At 43.8% G+C, this 22,184-nt stretch carries 20 protein-coding genes, 17 tRNA genes and 1 pseudogene; 10 read left to right on the forward strand and 28 right to left on the reverse strand.

The features are described 5' to 3' along the window. The 4 genes from V7L29_RS22060 to pds all read right to left on the reverse strand — a co-directional run bounded on the left by V7L29_RS22060 (window position 1) and on the right by pds (window position 4,060). Window positions 1-1,323, reverse strand: coding sequence for an ABC transporter substrate-binding protein (locus V7L29_RS22060; RefSeq protein WP_334736810.1), 1,323 nt, complete (start codon window positions 1,321-1,323; stop codon window positions 1-3). A 193-nt stretch (window positions 1,324-1,516) separates the two neighbouring features. Further along, a tRNA-Ser gene (locus V7L29_RS22065) sits at window positions 1,517-1,608 on the reverse strand. Between the two features lie 96 nt (window positions 1,609-1,704). After that, on the reverse strand, window positions 1,705-2,637 hold the full coding sequence (crtB, locus tag V7L29_RS22070; protein WP_334692866.1) for a 15-cis-phytoene synthase CrtB: 933 nt from the start codon (window positions 2,635-2,637) through the stop codon (window positions 1,705-1,707). Next, window positions 2,621-4,060, reverse strand: coding sequence for a 15-cis-phytoene desaturase (gene pds / locus V7L29_RS22075; RefSeq protein WP_334736811.1), 1,440 nt, complete (start codon window positions 4,058-4,060; stop codon window positions 2,621-2,623). The genes crtB and pds overlap by 17 nt, the downstream gene beginning before the upstream one ends. A 446-nt stretch (window positions 4,061-4,506) precedes the next feature. Here pds and V7L29_RS22080 point away from each other — a divergent pair, with 446 nt between their 5' ends. After that, window positions 4,507-5,595, forward strand: a complete 1,089-nt coding sequence (locus V7L29_RS22080; RefSeq protein ID WP_334736812.1) for a glycoside hydrolase family 3 protein — start codon at window positions 4,507-4,509, stop codon at window positions 5,593-5,595. On the opposite strand, the gene V7L29_RS22085 is transcribed toward V7L29_RS22080, so the two are convergent. Beyond that, a tRNA-Lys gene (locus V7L29_RS22085) sits at window positions 5,596-5,666 on the reverse strand. Between the two features lie 240 nt (window positions 5,667-5,906). Here V7L29_RS22085 and V7L29_RS35580 point away from each other — a divergent pair. After that, window positions 5,907-6,023, forward strand: a pseudogene (locus tag V7L29_RS35580) (IS982 family transposase); the annotation flags it as partial. Window positions 6,024-6,207: 184 nt separating this feature from the next. Here V7L29_RS35580 and V7L29_RS22090 read toward each other — a convergent pair. The 14 genes from V7L29_RS22090 to V7L29_RS22155 form a co-directional block, all read right to left on the reverse strand. Continuing rightward, a tRNA-His gene (locus V7L29_RS22090) sits at window positions 6,208-6,281 on the reverse strand. Between the two features lie 6 nt (window positions 6,282-6,287). Continuing rightward, window positions 6,288-6,361: transfer RNA gene (locus V7L29_RS22095), tRNA-Ala, on the reverse strand. A gap of 26 nt (window positions 6,362-6,387) precedes the next feature. Then, window positions 6,388-6,463, reverse strand: a tRNA-Gln gene (locus V7L29_RS22100). A gap of 3 nt (window positions 6,464-6,466) precedes the next feature. Further along, window positions 6,467-6,539, reverse strand: a tRNA-Gln gene (locus V7L29_RS22105). A gap of 156 nt (window positions 6,540-6,695) precedes the next feature. After that, window positions 6,696-6,770, reverse strand: a tRNA-Asn gene (locus V7L29_RS22110). 6 nt (window positions 6,771-6,776) lie between these two features. Beyond that, a tRNA-Phe gene (locus V7L29_RS22115) sits at window positions 6,777-6,851 on the reverse strand. 21 nt (window positions 6,852-6,872) lie between these two features. Beyond that, a tRNA-Arg gene (locus tag V7L29_RS22120) sits at window positions 6,873-6,947 on the reverse strand. Window positions 6,948-6,951: 4 nt separating this feature from the next. Further along, window positions 6,952-7,044: transfer RNA gene (locus V7L29_RS22125), tRNA-Ser, on the reverse strand. Between the two features lie 4 nt (window positions 7,045-7,048). Next, a tRNA-Tyr gene (locus V7L29_RS22130) sits at window positions 7,049-7,150 on the reverse strand. Window positions 7,151-7,157: 7 nt separating this feature from the next. Further along, window positions 7,158-7,228 (reverse strand) — tRNA-Glu (locus V7L29_RS22135). A 431-nt stretch (window positions 7,229-7,659) separates the two neighbouring features. Further along, a tRNA-Trp gene (locus tag V7L29_RS22140) sits at window positions 7,660-7,731 on the reverse strand. Between the two features lie 3 nt (window positions 7,732-7,734). Then, window positions 7,735-7,810: transfer RNA gene (locus tag V7L29_RS22145), tRNA-Met, on the reverse strand. 10 nt (window positions 7,811-7,820) lie between these two features. Continuing rightward, window positions 7,821-7,893 (reverse strand) — tRNA-Cys (locus V7L29_RS22150). A 3-nt stretch (window positions 7,894-7,896) separates the two neighbouring features. Continuing rightward, window positions 7,897-7,973 (reverse strand) — tRNA-Glu (locus tag V7L29_RS22155). Window positions 7,974-8,084: 111 nt separating this feature from the next. On the opposite strand from V7L29_RS22155, the gene V7L29_RS22160 reads away from it, so the two are divergent. The 3 genes from V7L29_RS22160 to V7L29_RS22170 all read left to right on the forward strand — a co-directional run bounded on the left by V7L29_RS22160 (window position 8,085) and on the right by V7L29_RS22170 (window position 9,407). Continuing rightward, entirely contained in the window at window positions 8,085-8,246 is a 162-nt protein-coding gene (locus V7L29_RS22160; RefSeq protein ID WP_334736813.1) for a hypothetical protein, read from the forward strand. Continuing rightward, window positions 8,246-8,368 (forward strand): hypothetical protein, encoded by a 123-nt coding sequence (locus tag V7L29_RS22165; protein ID WP_334736814.1) that lies wholly within the window; start codon window positions 8,246-8,248, stop codon window positions 8,366-8,368. Before V7L29_RS22160 ends, V7L29_RS22165 begins: the two co-directional genes overlap by 1 nt. A 199-nt stretch (window positions 8,369-8,567) precedes the next feature. Beyond that, window positions 8,568-9,407: a polysaccharide deacetylase family protein gene (locus V7L29_RS22170; RefSeq protein ID WP_334736815.1), complete on the forward strand. Its 840-nt coding sequence runs from the start codon at window positions 8,568-8,570 to the stop codon at window positions 9,405-9,407. Between the two features lie 34 nt (window positions 9,408-9,441). On the opposite strand, the gene V7L29_RS22175 is transcribed toward V7L29_RS22170, so the two are convergent. The 3 genes from V7L29_RS22175 to V7L29_RS22185 form a co-directional block, all read right to left on the reverse strand. Further along, a complete protein-coding gene (locus tag V7L29_RS22175) occupies window positions 9,442-9,834 on the reverse strand; it encodes an alr0857 family protein (RefSeq protein ID WP_334690653.1) in 393 nt (130 codons plus the stop codon). A gap of 16 nt (window positions 9,835-9,850) precedes the next feature. Then, the gene (locus V7L29_RS22180) at window positions 9,851-10,357 is read right to left on the reverse strand and encodes an HNH endonuclease (protein ID WP_442944236.1); all 507 of its coding nucleotides are present in this window, start codon (window positions 10,355-10,357) and stop codon (window positions 9,851-9,853) included. A gap of 114 nt (window positions 10,358-10,471) precedes the next feature. Beyond that, window positions 10,472-10,720, reverse strand: coding sequence for a hypothetical protein (locus V7L29_RS22185; RefSeq protein ID WP_334690654.1), 249 nt, complete (start codon window positions 10,718-10,720; stop codon window positions 10,472-10,474). Between the two features lie 71 nt (window positions 10,721-10,791). On the opposite strand from V7L29_RS22185, the gene V7L29_RS22190 reads away from it, so the two are divergent. The 3 genes from V7L29_RS22190 (at window position 10,792) to V7L29_RS22200 (ending at window position 14,432) form a co-directional block, all read left to right on the forward strand. After that, window positions 10,792-11,127 (forward strand): hypothetical protein, encoded by a 336-nt coding sequence (locus tag V7L29_RS22190; RefSeq protein WP_334690655.1) that lies wholly within the window; start codon window positions 10,792-10,794, stop codon window positions 11,125-11,127. Between the two features lie 669 nt (window positions 11,128-11,796). After that, window positions 11,797-13,815 (forward strand): GAF domain-containing sensor histidine kinase, encoded by a 2,019-nt coding sequence (locus V7L29_RS22195; protein WP_334736816.1) that lies wholly within the window; start codon window positions 11,797-11,799, stop codon window positions 13,813-13,815. Between the two features lie 8 nt (window positions 13,816-13,823). Beyond that, on the forward strand, window positions 13,824-14,432 hold the full coding sequence (locus V7L29_RS22200) for an SRPBCC family protein (protein ID WP_334690657.1): 609 nt from the start codon (window positions 13,824-13,826) through the stop codon (window positions 14,430-14,432). Window positions 14,433-14,521: 89 nt separating this feature from the next. Here V7L29_RS22200 and V7L29_RS22205 read toward each other — a convergent pair. Further along, a tRNA-Glu gene (locus V7L29_RS22205) sits at window positions 14,522-14,594 on the reverse strand. Window positions 14,595-14,923: 329 nt separating this feature from the next. On the opposite strand from V7L29_RS22205, the gene V7L29_RS22210 reads away from it, so the two are divergent. Continuing rightward, the gene (locus V7L29_RS22210) at window positions 14,924-16,843 is read left to right on the forward strand and encodes a cation:proton antiporter (protein WP_334736817.1); all 1,920 of its coding nucleotides are present in this window, start codon (window positions 14,924-14,926) and stop codon (window positions 16,841-16,843) included. Between the two features lie 83 nt (window positions 16,844-16,926). Here V7L29_RS22210 and V7L29_RS22215 read toward each other — a convergent pair whose 3' ends face one another. Both V7L29_RS22215 and V7L29_RS22220 read right to left on the reverse strand, forming a co-directional pair. Continuing rightward, window positions 16,927-17,538: a cytochrome b N-terminal domain-containing protein gene (locus V7L29_RS22215; RefSeq protein ID WP_334736818.1), complete on the reverse strand. Its 612-nt coding sequence runs from the start codon at window positions 17,536-17,538 to the stop codon at window positions 16,927-16,929. A gap of 101 nt (window positions 17,539-17,639) precedes the next feature. Then, window positions 17,640-18,335 carry an esterase/lipase family protein gene (locus tag V7L29_RS22220; RefSeq protein ID WP_334736819.1) on the reverse strand — a complete coding sequence of 232 codons (696 nt, stop codon included), beginning with the start codon at window positions 18,333-18,335 and terminating at the stop codon, window positions 17,640-17,642. A gap of 609 nt (window positions 18,336-18,944) precedes the next feature. On the opposite strand from V7L29_RS22220, the gene V7L29_RS22225 reads away from it, so the two are divergent. Further along, window positions 18,945-20,549 carry a hypothetical protein gene (locus V7L29_RS22225; RefSeq protein WP_334736820.1) on the forward strand — a complete coding sequence of 535 codons (1,605 nt, stop codon included), beginning with the start codon at window positions 18,945-18,947 and terminating at the stop codon, window positions 20,547-20,549. A gap of 263 nt (window positions 20,550-20,812) precedes the next feature. On the opposite strand, the gene petJ is transcribed toward V7L29_RS22225, so the two are convergent. The 3 genes from petJ to V7L29_RS22240 form a co-directional block, all read right to left on the reverse strand. Continuing rightward, window positions 20,813-21,157, reverse strand: a complete 345-nt coding sequence (gene petJ, locus V7L29_RS22230) for a cytochrome c6 PetJ (protein WP_334736821.1) — start codon at window positions 21,155-21,157, stop codon at window positions 20,813-20,815. A 241-nt stretch (window positions 21,158-21,398) separates the two neighbouring features. Next, window positions 21,399-21,818, reverse strand: coding sequence for a plastocyanin (petE, locus tag V7L29_RS22235; protein ID WP_334690663.1), 420 nt, complete (start codon window positions 21,816-21,818; stop codon window positions 21,399-21,401). Between the two features lie 50 nt (window positions 21,819-21,868). After that, complete coding sequence (locus V7L29_RS22240) at window positions 21,869-22,084, reverse strand: hypothetical protein (RefSeq protein WP_334736822.1); 216 nt, start codon at window positions 22,082-22,084, stop codon at window positions 21,869-21,871. Between the last annotated feature and the right edge of the window lie 100 nt (window positions 22,085-22,184).

Below are 22,184 nucleotides of genomic sequence, written 5' to 3' on the forward strand. Positions count from 1 at the left end.
TTACTTAGGGGTAACTTTGTCAATTATCTTGATTTTGCCATCGTCTCCTACTGTCCAAACATCGTAAACACCGACGACATCGCCGTTAGCATCAACATCTACGTTGCCACTGGCTCCTTGGTAGTTAATCTTCTTTCCATCTTTAAGTAACTTCAGTCCCTCGCAGACATCAGTAACTTCTGTGCCAGGCCCATTAGAAACTTCACGGATTTTGCTGGCTATACCAACACCTGTATTTTCCTTAGCATCTTGCGCTGCCAACGTCAATAAGGCAGCCGCATCCCAAGTTTGAGGAGCATATTCCCCTGGTGCACCACCTTTTTTATCCTTCCACAACTTGTTGAAAGCTTCTAGCGCTTTGCCATCGGAACCGGGTACTGTACCGATCGCTCCAGTTAAGGTATACTTACCGTTGCTGTCTTTGCCAACTTGTTCTGGGAAAGTCGGTGATTTCACCCCATCTGTAAGCAGAATCTGCACACCCTTTGCGACACCTTGTTGATAAGCAGCTTTCAGAAACAGACTGCCAGTCTCAGCGTATAGTACAGCCAGGACTGCATCTGGCTTACCAGCAAAAGCAGCAGCCGCTTCTGTCTCAAATGTCTGAGCTTTTGGGTCGTAGCGGACAGGCTTGTCTTTATTAACTATGGTTCCACCCAATTTTTCAAAAGTTTGCACAAATGCTTTTTCAAACCCAACACCATAGTCATTATTAATCACAACTGTAGAAATTCGCTTGAAACCTTTTTTATTAGCAAGTTGGGCTAAAGCTAGTGCTTGGTAGGTATCGGGGGGAGCTGTACGCGCCCAAAAGCCTTTAAAGTCGCCTTTTTGGGCCTTTTCGGTAAAGACGGGACTGGTACTGCCAGGGGAAACCAGCATGACTTTATTCGGCGTGGCAATGGAGACTGCTGCACTAGAAACGCTACTGGCAAAGGAGCCAACGACACCTGCCACTTTATCTAAAGTTGCTAATTTGGTCATACCAGCAGCACCAGCTCTAGGGTCAGTTTGGTCGTCTACTTGCACCAAGGTCACAGGTTCGCCATTCACACCACCGCAAGCGTTGACCGTATCGACGAGTAAAGGAACAGAACCTAGCATCTGCTGTCCGACAGAAGCTAAGTCGCCTGTTGTCGGTAGCAAAGAACCAATTTTTAGCCCTTTAGTACTGCTTGTGGTTGTTGAGTTTGCAGCTGGGGTAGCGGTACTTCCATTGTTAGCTGTGCCATTGGGGGTACTGCTATCACCACAAGCCCCAACCAGGAACCCAGTTGCTAAGGTAGCTATACTTAAAGTTAAGGCGGCGCTAATTTTTATCATAAGTCACTTTCACTCCTCAGATATTTAGGAGCCTAAAAGTAAGATTCAAACTAGATTTGTAAGTTAGTTGTATCCTATGAAGGCTCCAAAGGATAAATCATATCATCCATCTTTGGTAGTAGAAGTATTTAACCCTACATCAGCACTTATTTTTGTACACAGAAATATATTCCGTGTCTCAAAGTCTAGAAAACGGAGAGGGAGGGATTCGAACCCTCGGTACGGAGTTGCCTGCCGTACAACAGATTAGCAATCTGCCGCTTTCGACCACTCAGCCACCTCTCCTGACTCACGAATAATAATGTTAGCAGATTTGTTGGGCATAGTCAATAGTCATTTGTCATTGTCGTTACTAATGACCAATGACAAATGACTACTTGCTCAAAGGACTTGCGATCGCATCCAAGCCACGGGCAAAGAACGTAACTTTTGCCACTGGGGCACGTAGGCCCGTCGAGTGAAGGCATTATAATCGTTACGTTCAATTATGCTTAAAATTCCACTGTAATGCATCAGAGCCGCCCACACAGGCCAACGACCATCAGAAGATAGGTAAGAAATTCCCTTTTCTGCCTTCCAATAAAACTGTCGTGCCCGGTCAATTTGAAAGCGCATCAGGGAACGCCAGCGTTCATCTACTACACCATCGAACAAATCTTGTTCGGTGTAGTTAAATCTTGCCAAATCTTCTAGGGGAATGTAGATTCGTCCCCTTCGGGCATCCTCGCCTACATCGCGCAAGATGTTGGTGAGTTGCTTGGCAATTCCTAAGGCAATTTCTTCTTCGATGGGAATATATAGCTGTTGTTCACGGTTCCACGGAGCTATATTTCTGGTAGTATCCAACCCCATAACTGCTGTTGACATCAAGCCGACAGTGCCAGCAACACGGTAACAGTAGAGGTATAACTCCTCGAAGGTTTCATAACGACTGCGATATAAGTCCATGCGCTGACCAGCAATCATATCCCGAAAGGGCTGAATGTCCATCGGGAAACGTTGAATGGTATCTACCAAAGCGACATCGAAGTTGTCCAATGGGTGTCCAGCAAACATCGATTCGAGCTGCTGCTCCCATAGGTCTAGGGTTTCTGGCGTGGTAATAGCAGATGCGGGCCCATCCACCAGTTCATCTAAACGGCGACACCAAGCATAAATTGCCCAAATAGCAGGACGTTTTTCTTTGCTCAGGAGCAAAGTACTGAGGTAAAAAGTCGTGGAATACTTGGCTATGAGGTGACGACAAAGTTCGTAGGACTCGTCCAGAGAGACCAGCGTTTTCATGCGCGGTGGGGATTCAGGCAGTTGCAGCATTCGTTGCGGGCGGTCGGGTGAGCGTTTGCAGGTTTGAGGAATTTGCTACCGGGAGAGCCTCAGAAATCGCCTGCGCTGTCAGCTTACCAGAAAGTACGGCACCTTCCATACTGCCTAAGTAGCGTTGCATAGTATAACTTCCGGCGAGATAGAAGTTGGCAATGGGCGTAACTTGTGCGGGACGGTACTGTTGACGACCAGGGGTCGCTTTGTAAACTGAACGCGGCGTTTTCACCACATGAGATTTCAACAACGTTGCTGGATTGTCTCCTCCAAAGTGGTCGGGGAAGAGTTTTTCTAACTCGGCAATCGTTGCAGCCACAATCTCCTCATCGGATTTGGCAATCCAATCTTTTGCCGGAGCTAGAACTAATTCCAGCATCGAGCGATTGGGGTTGGCGTATTCACGGCAGGTATTGCTCATATCAGCATAAACGCTTAGGAGGGGCGATCGCGAAAATAGTAAGTGATCAATTTCTGTAAGTTTCCGGTCAAACCACAGATGCAGGTTAATCACTGGTACTCCTTCCAAGCCTTCTAGCTTCTTAAAAAACTCTATTTGCTTCCAAGGCTTAGGCAAGATCACCTTCAAAGGGTCAACCGACATAGCAGATACATACACATCAGCCGTTAAAACTTCATCTTCTGCCCCATTTAACCCCCGAATCAAATATGCTTTCACTGTGCCATCGGCGTTGAGCAAAATCTCTTTCAAGGGGGCATTCAACCGCACTTCCCCACCACATTCTGTAATGTAATCTACGATCGGACTACAGAGCCGTTCTGTGGGAGAACCATCCAAAAAGGCAATCTTAGAGCCATATCGTTCTTGTAAAAATCGATTCAGTGCAGTTAATAGGATCGTTGCAGAAACTTCATCAGGATTGATAAAGGTGAGCGCTTTACATGCGGCGATAAAAACGTCGCTAGTTACCCGCTCGTCAACACCTTGCCTTTTCAACCACTCTAAGAAGCTGTACTTATCCATATCTTCAACATACTTCTGACCCCGAACCACTGCTGGAAGTAGGCCAATTGCAAATCGAATCTTCTGCTCCCAAGTCAACATGTCTTTGTTGCGAAGAATCGACGCAATCACGTTGAAAGGAGATGGAATATCTGGAACATCAAAACGTGATAGTGTCCCAGGCATCTCCGGTTGATTGAAAATCAGCGTATGCTCTTTCCACTGAAGTCTGTCTTCAATGCCCAACTCCTTAAGCAATTGAAGCATATTGGGGTATGCCCCAAAGAAGGCGTGTAACCCGATTTCGTACCAGTCGCCGTCAGAGTCTTTCCACGCCGCAACAAGACCACCCAGTACGTCCCGGCTTTCCAAGACAATAGGAGTGTGACCTGCGTCTGTGAGATATTTCGCGCAGGAAAGTCCTGCTAAACCAGCACCCGCGATCGCTACTCGCATTTAACCCTAATGCCCTTCAATATTTCTTAATGGTTTTGTCGTTTTTATTATACGTTGCAAACCGTTACATTTGGCAGTCATTGTGCGATCACTTCCCCAAAAAACTTTTGCCAAAGGGAATTTTACCTACGCGCACCTGTCCAAATAAATTGCCAATACCATTACTGACAATAGCTTTGCGGCGTGCACTTTCTCTATATTTACATGCAAGTGATTTCGGTAAAACAAAAGTATTTCCTTTGACTGAAAATAGCTAATTTTAAAAGTTATCTTAAAGTAGTTGATTTCTTTGCTAATTTGTGTATTTATGATGAAAAAATCTCTAAGGTATTGCTTAAAAACTACTTTGAAAACTTTTCTCTCCCTATAAGGGTGTAGGATAAATGTTTATGTCCTTTAGGTTGAACAACCAAGTTGTTTACCTGACAACTTACAAGTAAAAGATTATGAGTGTATCGCAGGAGCTAAGGCGCTTTGGACATCACCTGATTATAGGTGTTTCCGGCACTAGATTAAGCGATGACGATAAACGCGCACTCAATGAATTAAAACCGATTGGGGCGATCTTTTTTGCTAAGAACTTTTTGGATGGCACCCCATATCAGATTTGGCTGGAAAGCTTCAAGGATTTAAACAGGCAAATACGAGAATACACTGAACGTGATTCTATGTTCATCACTCTCGATCATGAAGGAGGTCGTGTAATTCGTACACCATCGCCAATTACCCGCTTTCCTCATGCCTTATTGCTGCGATCGCACGCTTATGAAGTAGCAAAAGCCACAGCGTTAGAACTAAAATCATTGGGAATTAATTTATCTTGGGCACCAGTAGCCGATATTTTTTCCCATCCCGACAACCCCGTGATTGGGCCTCGCGCCTTTGGTAACACTCCCGAAACTGCTACTCAAGGTGCCCGTGACTATTACCTTGGACTTAGAGATTCAGGAATTTTGGGATGCGCCAAACACTTTCCCGGACATGGAGACACCAGCAAGGACTCTCACATTGAGCTACCAATACTGAATTTAACTCTAGAAGACCTGCGACTTCGAGAACTTATACCATTCAAAGCCCTAATCGAAGTTCAGATTCCTTTGATTATGACTGTCCATATCTTATTTCCCAAGATAGATCCTGATGTGCCAGGAACGCTTTCTCAGGGTATCCTCAAAACCATACTTAGAGAGGAACTTGGCTTTGAGGGAGTGATTGTATCTGATGATTTGGATATGAAAGCTATCTCAGATATGTTTATAAAAGCCGGTACTGTAGCGCAGTCATTTAATGCAGGCTGCGATCTGTTTATTGTGTCGCGTAATATTAATTCATCATCTATTGAAAGAACTTATCGGATTGCTGAAGATTTTGCTGATTCGCTTAGTAACGGTAGCTTAGATGAAACAGTAGTAGAAGCCGCTAGAGAAAGAATTGAGAAACTACTGGCAATAACACCGCAATATCCCATACATGCTCTGGATAAAGATACACTACTGCAACATGCTCAACTAGCGATCGCTAGTTCCTATTCATAATGGGTGGTATAGGGGTCGAACCTATTTCTGCAGGTTAAAATCCCGCTGCACAGCCGGTATGCCAACCACCCTGGTTAATTTAAATAAAGAAATGAGCCACTGCGCTCGTATTACATTGCAAGTGTTGTAACACCAGTGCTAGATATAAATCCACCTGGGAGGTACTGCCCCTCCTATTTCTGTGTTATCAGCACAGCGCCTCACTTTTCGGCTTCAGGTGGATAGCGGAAGATGAAGGAATCGTAGCTTGCTTCCCGTAGGGTACCCCTACAGTTGCCTGTACTCCAAGGTTCAAGCTTGGTTGCCGTCCATTTAACTTTTTGGTTAATTTAATGGCAGGGTTGGTTGCTTATACCTATTTGCCTAAAAAACCTTCTATTGACATTTACCCAAAAGACTTACCTGCTCTACCTCCTGCTCTTTTTTAGTTCTATCGAACTCACGTTAATTTCGTCATTACGAGCGATAGCGTACTCCTAGGTCGAAGCAAGCTACGCGGAGCGTCTCGTAGAGAAGTAATCCCCCCTGACGCTCTTATTGCTTCCCTACACTCCGTTTCGGTCGCAATGACAATATCGGCGTTGCGTAAGTCCTAAGCATCTTCCATTGAGGGGTGCCTAACGGGGCTTGAACCCGCTATGACTGGTTCCACAAACCAGCGCCTCGACCACTTTGGCTTCAGACACCATCAGTGGAATCAATGGGAATTGAACCCATAACCTCCTGCTTGCAAGGCAGGCGCTCTAGCCATTTGAGCTATGACCCCATTAAGCAAGTAAAAAGAGCAAAGTTTGGCAGCCCCACCAGGACTCGAACCTGGAATCTTCGCCTTCAAAGGGCGCTATGTTGCCAATTACACCACAGGGCTTTATTGCCAGGGCAGGGTTTGAACCTGCAACCTCATCGTTCAGAGCGATGCGACTTACCAATTCGTCCACCTGGCATTAAACAATTCGTAGTTCGTAATACTCGCCTCCGGCGAGAAGCAAGCTACGTAATTCGTAATTATGTTTTGTGTCAGGATTGAAAGCCCTTTCACAAAACAAGCCGTTTATAGAAACGTGGGTATCAACCCCAATTTAATTACGAATTATGATGAATGGCTGCCTCAGTAGGACTCGAACCTACAACCGTGCAGTTAACAGCCGCTTGCTCTACCATTGAGCTATGAGGCAACGAAACCCCCCAGGTCGGAATCGAACCAACGACCTCCTGTTTTTCAAACAGGCGCTAACTACCAACTGAGCTACCGGGGGATAAAAGAAGAGATCATGTAACGAGAGCGGAGGGATTTGAACCCTCAAATCTTCAGTTTCGTAGACTGAGATGTTATCCAGTTACACCACACTCTCAAAACGGAGAGGACAGGATTTGAACCTGTGGCGGGTTAACTTAACTACCCGCTTCCTCTTAGCAGGAGGACGCTTTGAGCCACTCAGCCACCTCTCCACAGTGGGTCGAGCAGGATTTGTAGCTTGCTTCCCGAAGGGTGCCTGCATGCAAAAAAGAACAGTTTTACAGACTGTCGCCTTCAGCCAGACTCGGCCACCGACCCATAATCATTCCCTCGACGAGAATTGAACTCGCATCTGTGCTTTGAAAGAACACTGACTTAACCATTCGTCCACGAGGGCATAATTGACCGAATTTTAGTAGGACTTACGCAAAAACCCTCTCAAACTCTCGTTTCTCCATGACCTCTGTGTTCTCTGTGGTTCGTTTTCCGTTAACTGTGCGTAAGTCCTATTTAGATTTTAGATTTTGGATTTTGGATTAAATTTTTTAATCTTAGGACTTACGCATTCGTGACGAAAAACCAAGCCTTTGCGATTACTTCGCTTCTCTACGAGAGGCTGCGCCAACGCTCGTAATGACGTAAGATCGTAGTCTGTGAGTAAGTCCTAAATCTAAAAGACGCTCTTTAGGAGACGCACAAGGGACGCGGACTGGCTCTAAGCGAACGCGAACAGCGTCTGGTAGAGAAGCCATGCCGTTCGTGCAGCGTCTCTGTTAGGAGAAGGCTTTACGCTACGTATCGGCAATCCAAAATCCAAAATTGTGTGACGCAGGGACTAGGATTTGAACCCAGAACATCGGATTTGGAGTCACGAGGTGTTGCCGTTACACCATCCCTGCATTTGGTGGCAGCGGCGGGATTTGCACCCGCATATACCAGGGTATGAACCTGGGGCTTTGCTGGTTAAGCTACGCTGCAATGTCACCAGAGGTCAGGGCGGGATTTGAACCCGCGTTAATCGGTTTTGCAGACCAACGCCTTACCAACTTGGCTACCTGACCATTTGGGAGTCCCGACGAGATTCGCACTCGCAATCTTCAGCTTGAGAAACTAACGGCTTAAACTATTCGCCTACGGGACTACAACCAGGGTGACGGGACTTGTAGCTTGCTTCCCGAAGGGTACCCGCAACATTTCCGCAGACAACGGAACGCTCTAGTCAGTTGAGCTACACCCCGATTTTTTGAAATCTGTGCCTAAACTTTTAGATTTTGAGGCACAGATTTTTGGTGAACTTGCCCATTTCTTATTTAGTTTTCAAGGTTCAGAAAAATTAGCTTTTACTGTTAGAAAAACAACCGAAACTCTAGGTAGCAAGCCTGTTGTATATTCCGGATGTATTCAGTGGTTTTGATGAGTGCAAACTTAGAACTTTTTTCGTTTATTGCCTCTACTTCCGATGGTTTGCAAGTAGGAGCAGCTTTGTTGACTGGGGACTCTGGTTTATTCCAACGCCTGTCCTTTAGTTGTATGTAAAACATGACTTTGACTGTTGGGAAGCTTGTCCTTCCCTTCACTACATTTATGCTACAAAAGACTACAAAAAGTGTCAAGGGGTTTTAGAAAGTTTTTTTTAAATTGTCTAGAAAAGCTTCTGTACTTAGATTTGAACTTGCTAAACCCTCTGAAAAGTCAAACTACAGCTTATGATTGGGTGAATCTTTAAAAGCCTGACGTGACAAATAACTCTCTCAAGCGACAACAGATAATTAGTTTTGTCGCGATCGCCTCTACGATTACAGCTTGTAGTATCACCCGACAATTGGGGTTGAACAAGCCTTTAAGCAAAATCCATACTGCACAAGTTCAAAATCATCCAGCAAAGGGCCAAATTAATGCCCAACTACCGCCATCAGCCAAACTAGAAAACCCTACCTTTACAGTCCCAGCTAAATTTCAGGGAAAAACAGTTTATCAGGTGCATCCCAGGAACAAGGAGAAGGTTATTGCTTTAAGCATTGATGATGGGCCCTGGCCAAAGACAACCCTAGAAATGCTGGATATTCTGAAGCAAAATGATGTTAAAGCAACATTCTTTTGGGTAGGACAAGCCTTGCAAGCAAATCCCGACCTAGCCAAGCGCGAGGTAGCCGAAGGATACGCCATTGGTAACCATACTTGGCATCATTGGTATCGGCGAATGGATGAAGCCACAGCCAAGAGTGAAATTGATCGCACAACTGACCTGATATACAAAACTACAGGAGTCAAAACTGCTCTGTTTCGTCCTCCTGGAGGCTTTTTAAATAACGGACTAGCCGCTTACGCCAAAAGCCAGAAAGACGCTGTAATTATGTGGTCGCTAACTTCAGCCGATACTGACCCTCACGCCAAACCGCAAGCATTTGTAAATAATGTCTTGAAAGGCGCGAAACCAGGTTCTATTGTTTTGATGCATGATGGTGGTGGCGATCGCCAAAGAACTGTACAAGCATTGCCACAAATCATCAGCGGACTCAAACAGCAAGGCTACCGATTTGTGACAATTCCCGAACTTCTAGAGATGGGACAATAAAGGGTGAGAAATTCTATTCACCCTACTGTTTCGTTTATTCGCTCATGACAGAAGCACTGCTCTGTTGAGCTTCCTGCCAAAGTTTGTGCAAAAAGAACTCAGCGCGATCGCTCATAGTGGTGACAAACACACCTACAGAATCCTCATAACTATCTGATAGCCAAGAACCTCGCAGGGTGACTTCCATATATTCGGCATCGCAGGCACACAGAGCAATGATTCCTCTGTCATCTCTTTTTACCTCAGCCCTGAGTACTTCTACACCTGGCAAATCAACAGGAAGCAAAAAGGAAGCGGTACTGGGTTCAATGCATAAACTTTGCCCAACTCGCAGGGCTAAAATCACTCGCTGCGCTACCCATTCCTCTAGCGACACAGTGAGACATTCTAAATAAAAGCTACTTTCAGTGTAAGTTAATTTCAGCATTCCTTATGCTCTCCTGTTATTCCAGGTTTGCTTGCATGTCCATCCAAAACTGTTCAGCAAAAGAAATCGCGGGGTGGATTGGTGCTTTTGGTTTGGTACGCAGTTGCATACCAGCTTCAAACAGGGTGCGATCGCCTTTACGGGAGTTACATCTTTCACAAGCAGCGACTACGTTATCCCAAGTGTGAGAACCGCCTTTAGATCGTGGTATCACATGATCTAGCGTTAGATGTTTGCCGCAACCGCAATATTGGCAACTGTGATGGTCTCGTCGCAACACTTCTCGCCGATTGACTGGCGGAACTTTCCACATCCGCTCATTGGAAGTGATTGTCAAGCGAATGTGTCTTGGCACCTCAACTACCAAACTGGGTGAGTGAATTCGCCATCCGCCTTCTGTGGTAAAACCCAGCGGTTGGGCTTTGTTGGTTACTAACAGCACAATCGCCCGCTTGATATTGACCCGACACAGTGGCAAGTAATTTTGCGAAAACACCACCACAGATTGCTCTAACACTTGCATTGCGATCGCGCCGCGCATGGAAGATATCGTCACAGCTTCACTCCTTATAAAAAAACCCCCGCTTCAAGTTTTCGGTGAAGCGGGGGTTAGAATTGACCAGAAAATTTTCTGGTTTCATATTGGTACAGTATTCTTTTGTCTGTACCCCCCGCTTTCTTCATCTAGTTCTGGTTTTGCAATCAGTGCAATAATGCTGAGATGTCTAAAATCATAATTACCCTCTGTGATTTGCCCATGATTCCGGCTACCATCGCCCATAAATAAATACTCCACTTCCATAGCAGCTGATTCCCAACCGACTCGGCAATTGGTAGCGTAAAAAGAAGTGGAGATGGGATAAATGGATTTCACAGAAAATTTCACCTATTGAACATTCCTTTAAACATACTACACTTGTATTACTATCCTGTCTATACCTTTAAGGAGAAAAAGTGATGCATACAATTGCTCGCACCCCAACTACCGATATGGAAGTTACCAGCATCCGCCTAGAGCGGGAACTCAAAGATAAGCTTAAAGAAATAGCTGGGAATCAGGGATATCAAGCTCTGATCCGAGATATCCTTTGGAATTATGTCCAGCAAAAATCAGGTGAGTGGAAGCCTCGATTTTCGCGAACCGACATTCGAGCTAGCATAGCTGCCACAGCTCAGCAAGAAGAACGCTGTGTGCTGACAGGTCAACTAATTCAACCCCAACAACCAATGTTGTTAGGACTGACGAGGAATGGCGATATGGTTCCTCTGAGTCTTGAGAGCTTGGCTGGATAGTCTTATATTCAGCCGAATACAGCCCAGTTATTTTTACTAAATAATTGGGCTGCATTCAAAATTTAAGTTTCTGTAGGTTAGAATCTCACTTTAGAGCGATCATCATAGATGTGGGAAGCACTTCGCGTCTACATTCCACTTGGCTCTATACAACATGAGAGTTTTCGGATAAGTTCTAAGTCAAATTTTTTTGAAGTTCTGGCTTAGTTAGATTTTATTGAGAGTCACACAGATAAAACAGTAGCTTGGAAAACGGAAGAAATTTCAAATAAATATTACGAAATTTTTCCAGTAAATTCAGTGTTTTTACTGTTAAAATTCCCGGATTATGCTTAGATTCCAGAGAAATTACGGTTTATGTATACTTATAGACAGGATATTCTAGGTCAAAGTTAGTCAATCATCTGAATATAAAGAAGATAAAACAGCCAAAAATCATCTGGCTGCGGCATTTTAATATATCCTAAGTATCTCATTACCTATGTAGCAATTTGCTTAATATAGCGACAACTTGGCCATCTGCCCTAGAAAAGGGCTATAACAAGTGAGAGAAAGTCTTCATACAAGATTTGTCAATTATCAAGGTGTAGCAACACAACTAATGGTGAAAAATATGCCAAGAGGTTGGGTGCAAAAACAATGGGGTTATTATCCAAGGGCATGCCAAGAATGAAAAAGCCTTTATGGTCACCGCCACAGTACGTAGATGACGTAGATCGACTACAACCTTACCAAGTCAAGCTGATGCAGCATCAGGAAGAACCTGCCCGCCAGTTGGTACAAAAGATTAACCAAATCATTGCTAATAGCTCAGCGACGGCATTGATCCTGCAAGATATTGCCCAATTGCTAGGAGTTGTCTTTCAAGTAGATTGTTGCTGCTTGGTTTCAGTAACGGGTGAGACATCCGACGAAGCGACTACTACTAATTGGTGTGCTGATGAGTATTTAGGGTTACCACACCCAGAAGAGATGTTTTCAATGGAACAGTTGCTTATGCACTCGCCAGTGCTCCAATGTGCTGCTGAACCATTGACTATTGAAGACATTTCCCTGATTCACAACAGTCTAGTAATTGGTTGTCAATATTTGCCACTACCGCTAAAAGCAGTTTTAGCAATTCCCACCCGATTTGGTGGCAATAATAATGGAGTGATTAGTCTGATTAAATTCCAACCCTATGATTGGAGTGAATCAGAAAAACAATTGCTCAAAGAAGTGGAGTCGGCTTGCGCGATCGCTTTTTCTCGTGTAGCACAAGCCCAGCTAATTACTCATCAACAACAGTATCTGCAAAAGAACAACCAGTATCAAAGCTTGATCAAGCAATTAACTATACTAAGTCGTAGCAACTTGGAGCTTAATCAAATGCTCCAGTTAGTTATCGCTTCGACTGCTGAATCTTTACAGGCAGATCGGGGTTTGCTTATACTACTAAAATATACAGATCCACTATTTAGGACTCAAGCTAAAAAACAAATTCCTAAAGCTAAAGCTACCGTGATCGGTGAATGGGCTAGGGAAATACAAAGTCCCCGCACTAGTAAACCAAATACCTTAGAGCAGTCTTTCTTGCTTTCAGAGTGTGGTTTATGCCAGCGTGCCTTTGTGGATTCTGGAAAAGCAGTAATCTTCGATGACTATACAGACCAAAACGATACCTCGGCAGCTGCTCCATTATTTGCAGTAGAGGAATTGCCTGCGGTACTATTAATGCCATTAGAAAGTCAAGGTAAAATCTTAGGATTCTTGGTGCTACAGCAATCTGTTATCCGCAGTTGGCAACCAGCAGAATTAAATCTTGTGGAAATGGTTTGTGCTCAAGTGAGTAACGCCATAATTCAGTCACAGACATTGCGCCAAGTCCAAACTTTGGTAGATGAGCGGACGGCGAAACTCCAGAGCAGTCTGGAACTCCAAGCAAAATTGCATGAAAGAACACGGCAATATGTTGAGCAGTTGCGAAAACTTAACGAACTCAAAGATGAATTTTTGAGCAACATGAGCGATCGCCTACGCTACCCCCTGACAAATATGCTGATGTCAATTCGGAACTTACGTTTGCCAGGAATAGCACCAGAGCGTCAAGTTAAATATCTGGATATCCTAGAGCAGGAATGTTCAAAGGAAATCAACTTAATTAATGACTTGTTGACACTGCAAAAACTAGAGTCGCCTCACGAAGCCCCACAATTAGAAACTATAGATTTAAATACTAGAATCCAGGATATAGCAGCATCTTTCGAGAAAAAACTCGCAGAGAAGGGATTAAAGATTTCTCTAGATTTACCACAGGAGTCACTAAAACTGCAAACTGAACTGGAGAGTTTTGACCGCATCATACAAGAGTTGTTAACTAATGCCTGTAAATACTCAGAGCATGATACTATTGTCCACTTACAAGCCTCTCACCGAGTTGATCAACAAATTGATCAAGTTATCATGAAGGTGACGAATACAGGACGTGCCATCTCCGAAGAAGAAGCCACCTACATTTTTGACAAGTTCCGTCGTGGAAAAGGGCGCTGGACTCCAGGAACTGGCTTGGGACTTGCTTTAGTCAAGTCTTTAGTGCAGCATCTAAATGGGGTGATCGCTGTTGAAAGTCTCCAAATCTCGGATTCTGAACAGAGCGAAATTTGCTTCACCCTGAGTTTGCCCCAATTTTCTGACGAAAGCAAACCATAATTCTGAAAGTGACTAAAAAACAGAACACAACAGAGTACTCTAATTTCCAGTCTCCTAGTGATGACACTAACTTAGAAGGGGATTTGCCTACTGATGCAGTTGCTTTGTCGGCTAAGGTAGAAGTTCAAATTGAAAAAATAGCAGAGCGACAGCGGCAAATTAGTGCTAAAGTCCAAATTCCCCAACCAGTAGAACAAATCTGGAAGGTTTTGACCGATTATGAAGCCTTAGCTGAGTTTATCCCCAACCTCGCCAAGAGTCGTCTAATCGAGCATCCCACTGGTGGTATTCGATTGGAGCAAGTAGGCTCCCAGCGCTTACTGAATTTCAACTTTTGTGCACGGGTAGTTCTGGATCTGGAAGAATACTTCCCTAAAGAAATTAATTTCCGTATGGTAGAGGGAGATTTTAAAGGCTTTTCTGGTCGCTGGTGCTTAGAGCCTTATTCCCTGGGTGAGTATATAGGAACAAATCTGTGCTATACAATCCAAGTTTGGCCTAAACTCACTATGCCAGTGGGAATGATTGAAAATCGCCTGAGTAAGGATTTGCAGTTAAATCTTCTGGCTATTCAGCAACGTGTAAAAGAGTTAGCCAGCAAAGAACCTTATGTCTAGTTAAACTATCATTCAGGATTCTTCCTGGATGATAGTTTTGATTGATAAATTTTGAGCAAAAAATACTTTTGCTTTTTATTATTTTTAAGTACCCCCAGGGGAATTCGAATCCCCGTTACCTCCGTGAAAGGGAGGTGTCCTAGGCCTCTAGACGATGGGGGCATCGGACTCAGACCTTTTATAAAGTAACGAATTTCCTAGCCGTTGTCAACAGCTTATGCCAAAAAAAGTTTGTGGCAGCTAAACTGGGTGGAGGCAAAAACTTGAAGAGGATACAAAAATATGGAGACACAAAAAGAATTCTGTAGACGCTTCTGTGGTAAGCCGCAAGATGCATCAACGTCCGACACTCGAAATTTTGGAGGATACACAGCTCGAAAAAACGCTAAATTTAGGAAAGGACAAAGGGTATGATGTTGTACCCTGTAGAGTTAATATCTACGATTTTTTTTTACAAAAGATTTTGAAATAAATCGCTCAAAATCTACAACATGGAAGCATCTTTTGAAATTACCCTACAGATGGCGATCGCTGTCCTTGCAGGCATTAGCGCTCAGGTGCTGGCTGCATACTTTCGGATACCCAGTATCGTCTTGTTGTTGCTCTTGGGCATCCTCTTTGGCTCTGATGGCATAGGGCTGTTGCATCCCTATTTGCTAGGCACTGGACTGGAAGTTATTGTCGCCCTAGCAACGGCAATAATTTTGTTTGAAGGCGGACTTAACTTGGATCTGCGAGAGTTAGGTAGAGTTTCAGTTAGCCTACAATTGCTTGTCACTCTCGGAACGCTGATCACACTGCTTGGTGGGAGTATGGCTGCTCACTGGCTGGGTGAATTTCCCTGGAAGATAGCTTTTCTCTATGCTTCCATAGTTGTGGTTACAGGTCCAACTGTCGTTGGCCCCTTGCTCAAACAAATTAATGTAGATCGGCAAGTGGCAACACTTTTGGAAGGAGAAGGGGTTTTAATTGACCCTGTAGGGGCTATCCTCGCCTTCGTTGTCCTCGATACCATTTTGAACGGCGATGCTGGCCCCATCAATGCGATCATTGGTTTACTCATGCGCCTGGGTGTTGGTGGAGCAATTGGTGGTGCTGGCGGTTATCTGATGAGCTTGATTTTCAAACGCGCTAGTTTTCTATCATTCGAGTTAAAAAACTTAGTGGTGTTGGCGATACTTTGGGGCCTGTTTACGTTATCGCAAATGATCCGCAGTGAATCGGGAGTAATGACAACAGTAGTTGCAGGAGCAGTATTTGCTAACTCCTCAGTCCCAGAAGAACGTTTGTTACGGAGCTTTAAGGGTCAGCTGACAATTCTCAGCGTCTCGGTGCTATTTATCTTATTAGCCGCTGACTTATCCATTGCCAGTGTGTTGGCTTTAGGTTGGGGTAGTTTATTCACAGTTTTGGTATTAATGTTTGTCGTTCGCCCGATTAATATCCTGTTGTGTACCTGGAACAGTGACCTAAACTGGCGACAGAAACTGTTTTTAAGCTGGGTTGCTCCTAGAGGAATTGTTGCCGCCTCCGTAGCTTCTTTTTTTGCGATTTCCCTGACCCAGCGCGGCATAAACGGCGGTGATTCCATCAAAGCTCTAGTCTTCTTAACAATTATCATGACTGTTGTCTGTCAAGGTCTAACAGCTGGCTGGATTGCTAAATGGCTGCAAATCACTTCTAAAGAGGCAACTGGGGCAGTGATTGTGGGTTGTAATCCCTTGAGTCTTTTGATTGCCCGGTTCTTTCAAGAACGGGAAGAAAATGTGGTCATGATTGATACTGACCCCCAATGTCTTGTTCAAGCTGAGGCGCAAAATCTGCGGGTTATTGCCAGCAGTGCGCTGGATACTGCTGTTTTGGAAGAGGCAGGACTTGCGTCTATGGGTACTTTTTTGGCTATGACAAGTAATGGCGAGGTGAATTTTGTTTTGGCTCAACGAGCAGCTGAGGAATTTAAGCCCCCGCGTGTCTTAGCTGTTTTCCCCCGTGACCCGCAAGCGAGTGCTTCGGTTAATAATAGAGTTAATCAAGCTTTTATCCCAGACTTGGCAATTAAAACTTGGAATGAATATCTGAATGATGGGCGAGTCAAGCTGGGGACTACCACGCTCAATGAGTCGGAATTTTCCACTCAATACGATCACATCCAAGAAAAGATTCGGACTGGGCTGTTAATACCGCTATTGGTAGAACGAGAAGAACGTTTACAGGTAATGCCAGCTAACCAAGATTGGGAAATTGGCGATCGCATTATTTACCTGTTGCATGACCCTAGACCTAGCCTTTTAAAGCGCTTATCTGGTGTTACCCAATCCACTCCTCTCTCTCTAGAAAAGTTACCAGAGGTTGAAGACCTATCCCTCGCCCAATTATCTCAACTTTCCACTAGTGAGGCTCCTGGGGGATGACGGGGATTGGGGACTGGGGAGACAAAGGGGACAATAGTAACTCCTAACTTCTAACCGGAGGCGGAGCGTCTCCGGCTTTGCTCCTAACTCCTAACTTCGTACTCAGCTTGATACATTTGCCATTCCTGCCAAAGTAAAGCAGACAAATGTACTATGGCAAGAATTAGAGTCACCACCGAAATAAGATAACTGTGTATTGTGTAAAGGTGTTCGACGGTAACTGTGTTAATGGCTCCACCACCAGTCAGGATGTCGCGTAGTTGCCCACCAATAAAAGGAATTGCCTCGATGGTTCCCAACTCAATGCTAAAACGCCAGTATCCTTCTTGAGTCCAATCTAGGATCATCCCTGTCCAATCTAGCCCGATCGCACTTAGGGTCAACAAAATCCCACTAATCCAAGCAGCCAGCCAACTCTTGCGAAATTGCCGACCTAAAAACATCACTACAATTTGAATTAGGGCGATCGCAATTACCGCGTTACCAGCAATATCATGCGCTCTCCGAAACAACCAGCCATATGGCAGTTGTGTATTAATCATCTTCAACGAGTTATAAGCTCCGCCTGCTGTCGGTTCATAGTAAAAAGACAGCAAAACTCCCGTAGATACATAAATTAAGCACAGAGTTACAATCACGACCGATAATATCGTCGCTACTCGTCGCAAGATCCTATCGAACTGGGTGCTTTGCATGGCTCACCCCTCCTGTTCTTATGCTAGGTATTTATTCTCATTATGATTTTAGCTAAGAAATATTAATAAATGTTGCATTTATTCAAAAAAGATCAAGTTTTTTAAATCAAATATCGCACCCAAGCTTTTAAGGGTTCTGCTGAACCATACCAAATCCCAGGACTTCTCGGAGAATGTCTCACACCTTCAATCACCAGATTTTCTGCCCCTTCTAAATGAGCAGCTTCGATGGGTGTGATTCCATCTCCCCAAGTGTTACCCTTGCCACAGGTTAATTGGTAACTACTGTAAGCTAACCAGCTACCGCGCCGCCTTTCTCCAAAGATAGTTTTGCCAGCCACACAAACGTAACGAACGTTTTTGTAAAAAGCTCCTGGGTAATTATTGGTGACAAAATCTAGATTGGAGCGTGTCCAGCGTTCTTGGCTAATATGGGGTGTACCCAAGGTGATAAGAGTAGCAACCAGGGGATACGCTTCCCAGATAAATGGTTTGACATCACCGCGTGCCAAATAGGGCTTTTCTCCCATGTAGATGCGGGATATCCAACCTCCGGCTGAGTGACCAATCAAGTTAATTTGAGTACCATTATGTTGGTGCAATGTATGCTTGATCGTCAAATCTAGTTTTTGCAAAATTGGCGTTACTGGTCTTCCTCCAATAGTGGGTAACCAGTCACGGCGTCGCAGTGGTACTGTAACCGTAGGAAAATCTAACTGTTGTAGGGATTGTTCTAGTTGGCGATAAGCGATCGCGCTTTCTAGATATCCAGGCAAAATAACTGTTGGTAACGGCATTTGAAATCAGGGTTTGAACTTTTTTGACGAAGAAATAGTCAGATTCAGAAGCTAGAATTACGATTGTCTGACTGACTCCTTTCATCAAAACCCAAATAGTTTTAATCGGGTTTAAGGCTAGAATGTCAATAAAATTGTACAATTTGCAACAGTTTTAGGAACTGCTGATGTGGTAGTATTTTTACATAGGGACTAGTCTCGGACAAAGCAAGGGTGCCATCTATTACAGAAGTATAGTTGACAGGAAAACAGTACACAAAGCAAGGCAACTTCAGCAAATGTTGTAATGTACTTAGACTATTGCGTTCAGTTAAACTTTATAAAAAATATCCCAGATATTAATAATTTTAATTGTGTGTCTGATAAAAATAAAAAAATCAAAAGTAGTAATTTTTCAAATATCTCTTTAACAAGCTCAACTTGGAAGATATGATACAGGATCATTGATCAATTAAAAACTTGAATAAATGGCAATTTTGGCGTTTTGATTGCCAGCACAGGAAATTATTATTTCCTTAGAGGGATGCATCTTTTGCAAGATATTGCAATATAGTCGGAAAGAAAAAATCGCTAGTCAACTGCAACTGAGCCGAGTGAACGATAACAGCTATGTCTTACGTCTCCCTGCTGAAAAATATACCAGAAATCTTAAGCCAGCCAATTGGGATAGCAGCTATAGCCTCTCTTGGCATCCACGGTGCTATTGCTATGATTGTGCCATTGATGCCTATGGAGTCTAACAAGCCCAAAGAAACAGCATCATCCAAAACGGTCGGACTTTTGGAATTGAGCCAAGCCGACCAAAACCGTTTGCCGCAAAGCACACCCCAAGTTGGTTTACAGCAATTTCCTCCAGTAGCGCCACTTTCTTCTCCGAACTTTAACGCCCAAAGTGTATTGCCCCCATTGGCACCACCGGCATCTAGTCAGCTAGTATTGCCTCCGCTACCCTCATCATCGAATAACTATCGGGTTTCTTCCTTGCCTACAAGGCAGTCTTTGCGGATGATTCCTAGTGAGAATTTGCGGTTTGACGCCTCTAAGTTTGACAGTTCTAAATATAATACCAGCCCTAAATTCTCTCCATCAGTTCCTCGTGTGAATGACAGTGCCACCAAATACGAACCAATTAAACCCCTGGCTGTAAATAGATTGCCAGAATTGCAATCGCAGAAAATACCTGATGATATTCTGCAAAATGCTCAATCTCCAAATTTATCTGACACTACTCCCATTGCAACAGCACAGGGAAATACGGCTTCACAAATGACGCAATCGGTTAATGATGCGTCTAGAATTGCTCAAAACCCGCTGATAAATTCTCTAAAACAAGCTCCAAGCAGTGGGAATACTTTAATCGGAACTAGGGGAAGTATGCCCCAGACAGCCGATTTATCGGCGAAAGGAACTCAACTAAGGAGTGGGAATACTTTAATCGGAACTAGGGGAAGTATGCCCCAGACAGCCGATTTATCGGCGAAAGGAACTCAACTGGCAATCGCACAGCTAGACTCATACGCAAACCTGAGAAAAGAAGTCCAGCAAGAATACCCTAGCGCCCAACAAAAACCAGTTATCCGCCAAACATTACTTACGAATAAGCCGAATCTTGAAGGTGCTGTTTTGGGTGTATTAGTGGTAGATCCTGATGGTAAGGTCTTAGATATCAAGTTTCAAGACAAGTTAGTTTCCCCAGAATTGCTTGTTAAAGCAAGGCAATACTTCAACAAGCAATCCCCTAAGGGAGATAAACAGATCAGTTCCTATCCATTTAGTTTACGTTTCCAAAACAACACTAGCAACACCACTGGAACTACTCAAGAGCAAAAGCCCTCATCATTATTTGCACCGGGAATCAATAACAATCAGCTTACCCCCTCACCAGCAGCTACTTTTAAACCATTACCTGATCTGCGAATTAGAAATAACCAGCCTGCGTCCTCACCAACAGGTACTCTCAAACCATTATCTGAACTGGGAGTCAATAGCAATCAGCCTGAATTCTCACCGAGAGTTACTCCCAAACCATTATCTGAACTGGGAATCAAAAATAATCAGCCCATGCCTTCATCGGCAGCTACTACTTCCGAACCATTATTGCTGCCGAGAGTCAATAAGAGTCAAACTATGCCCTCTGCTGAATCCGACCAGAAATTAGTAGAACGGTTGCGCCAAGTGAAGGAAGACAGACAAAAGTCTAATCCAGAAAAATAATCACCCGCTGGTGATTTTGGATTAAGAAATAAGCTAAAAGCCATGTCTTTAAAATATCGTTTTTAGCAATTGAGGAACTGGCGATGGTTAGTTCCTCATATATATAACTAACTTTGAAGTTGGTTAGAAATTTATATCTATAAATACACTTAGGTATTTCCAACAAATAAATTCTTCAATATTGTGGGCTGGGCGTCTGTCCTGTCAGTAATTAAAGGCAGGTAAAGACGCTCACCCCACAAGAAGTACACGGTACAGCTACTTTACCAGCCTTGTTCTGCATTCTGAAAAACGTAAGCAGCTACCTCCAGAATATCCTCAGGACTTAATTTGCTTTTAAAAGCAGGCATGGCATTTTTTCCATTTTGCACTTGGTGGATAATCGCCTCGAGTGAGTCGTTATTATAATTTTCTAGGTACTTTGACAATGCTTCCTTTTTCAAGGTTTTCTGGTTAATAAGGATGTTACCGCCACCTATATGGCAAGAAGCGCAGTTAGCCTCGAAAATTTTAGCACCATTGGATGTTTCGGCAGCTAGTGCTGGACTTATGAATGTCAATTTGAATTGGGCGATCGCCAACAGTAAGATTAATAAAAGTATTCTCAAGAAAATTTCCTCGCAACAAGCCTCCAGCAAGAGTATAAACGCGATTAATCCCTGATGAAGTCAAATTTGATCAAAATTAGCGGTAACGAGTTCACTCCTCCATTGCCACAGGTTGTTTAGCGTCTTAGGGGAGGATATGACTCGTTACCGCCATTTATGCATTTTGCGCGTCACTCTAAGAGTGTGGCGTATTGCTATGAGCTAATTTCACTGATAAATCATTGTGTCAACGGCGATGTTTTTAGCCTTGCACAGTGATTGTACCAACCATGCCAGCACCACGGTGAGGTTCGCAGTAGAAGGTGTAGTCACCAGCAGCTGCGTCTGCGGGGAAGGTAGTTGTTTCCTTTTGACCAGGACTCATGAGCAACTTCTTATGAGACAGAGATGCTGCTAAATCCTTGCTTTTGGCGGGGTTTTTGGCAGGATCAAATACAACATTATGGGGAGGAACTTTATTATTCACCCATTCAACTGTGTCGCCTGGTTTAATGGTCAACTTTTTCGGTTCAAATGCCAGCATTCCTTTATCACTACCCAATTTCACCTTGTAAGTTTCAGCCGAAGCGCTGGGAGTAAAAACAGCGAAGCTGCTAACAACTAAAAGGATTGTCAACACAGCTAAACCAAGGCGTCGCCAGCTTGCTGAAATCAATTTCATGGCTCTCTCCTAACAAATAATTTTTTTTCCTTTTCTCATTTTAAATAAAATCAACACCAAATATGACAATCTGTCATAGATACAATTTTTTTTTTAAAGAATGGGGAGGAATTTATTGCAAAAAGCTGTGCAATCAGTAATAAATAATAGACTGCCATAGCCCAAGAAGCTTGTGAATAAAGGTAAACAGTCAAAGAAGAGATTTTTATTTTTTCTTTAGGAATATCCTGGTTTTTCAAAAATTTTTTCTGCTCTAACTGGAACATTTTGTGCTGCGGTGAGAACAAAGCAGCTAAACTTTAGTGAAAACTAGGAATTGGGGACTAGGGACTAGGGACTGAATTCTTTCCAATCCCCAATCCCCAG

This window comes from Nostoc sp., assembly GCF_036916575.1.
GTDB lineage: Bacteria > Cyanobacteriota > Cyanobacteriia > Cyanobacteriales > Nostocaceae > Nostoc.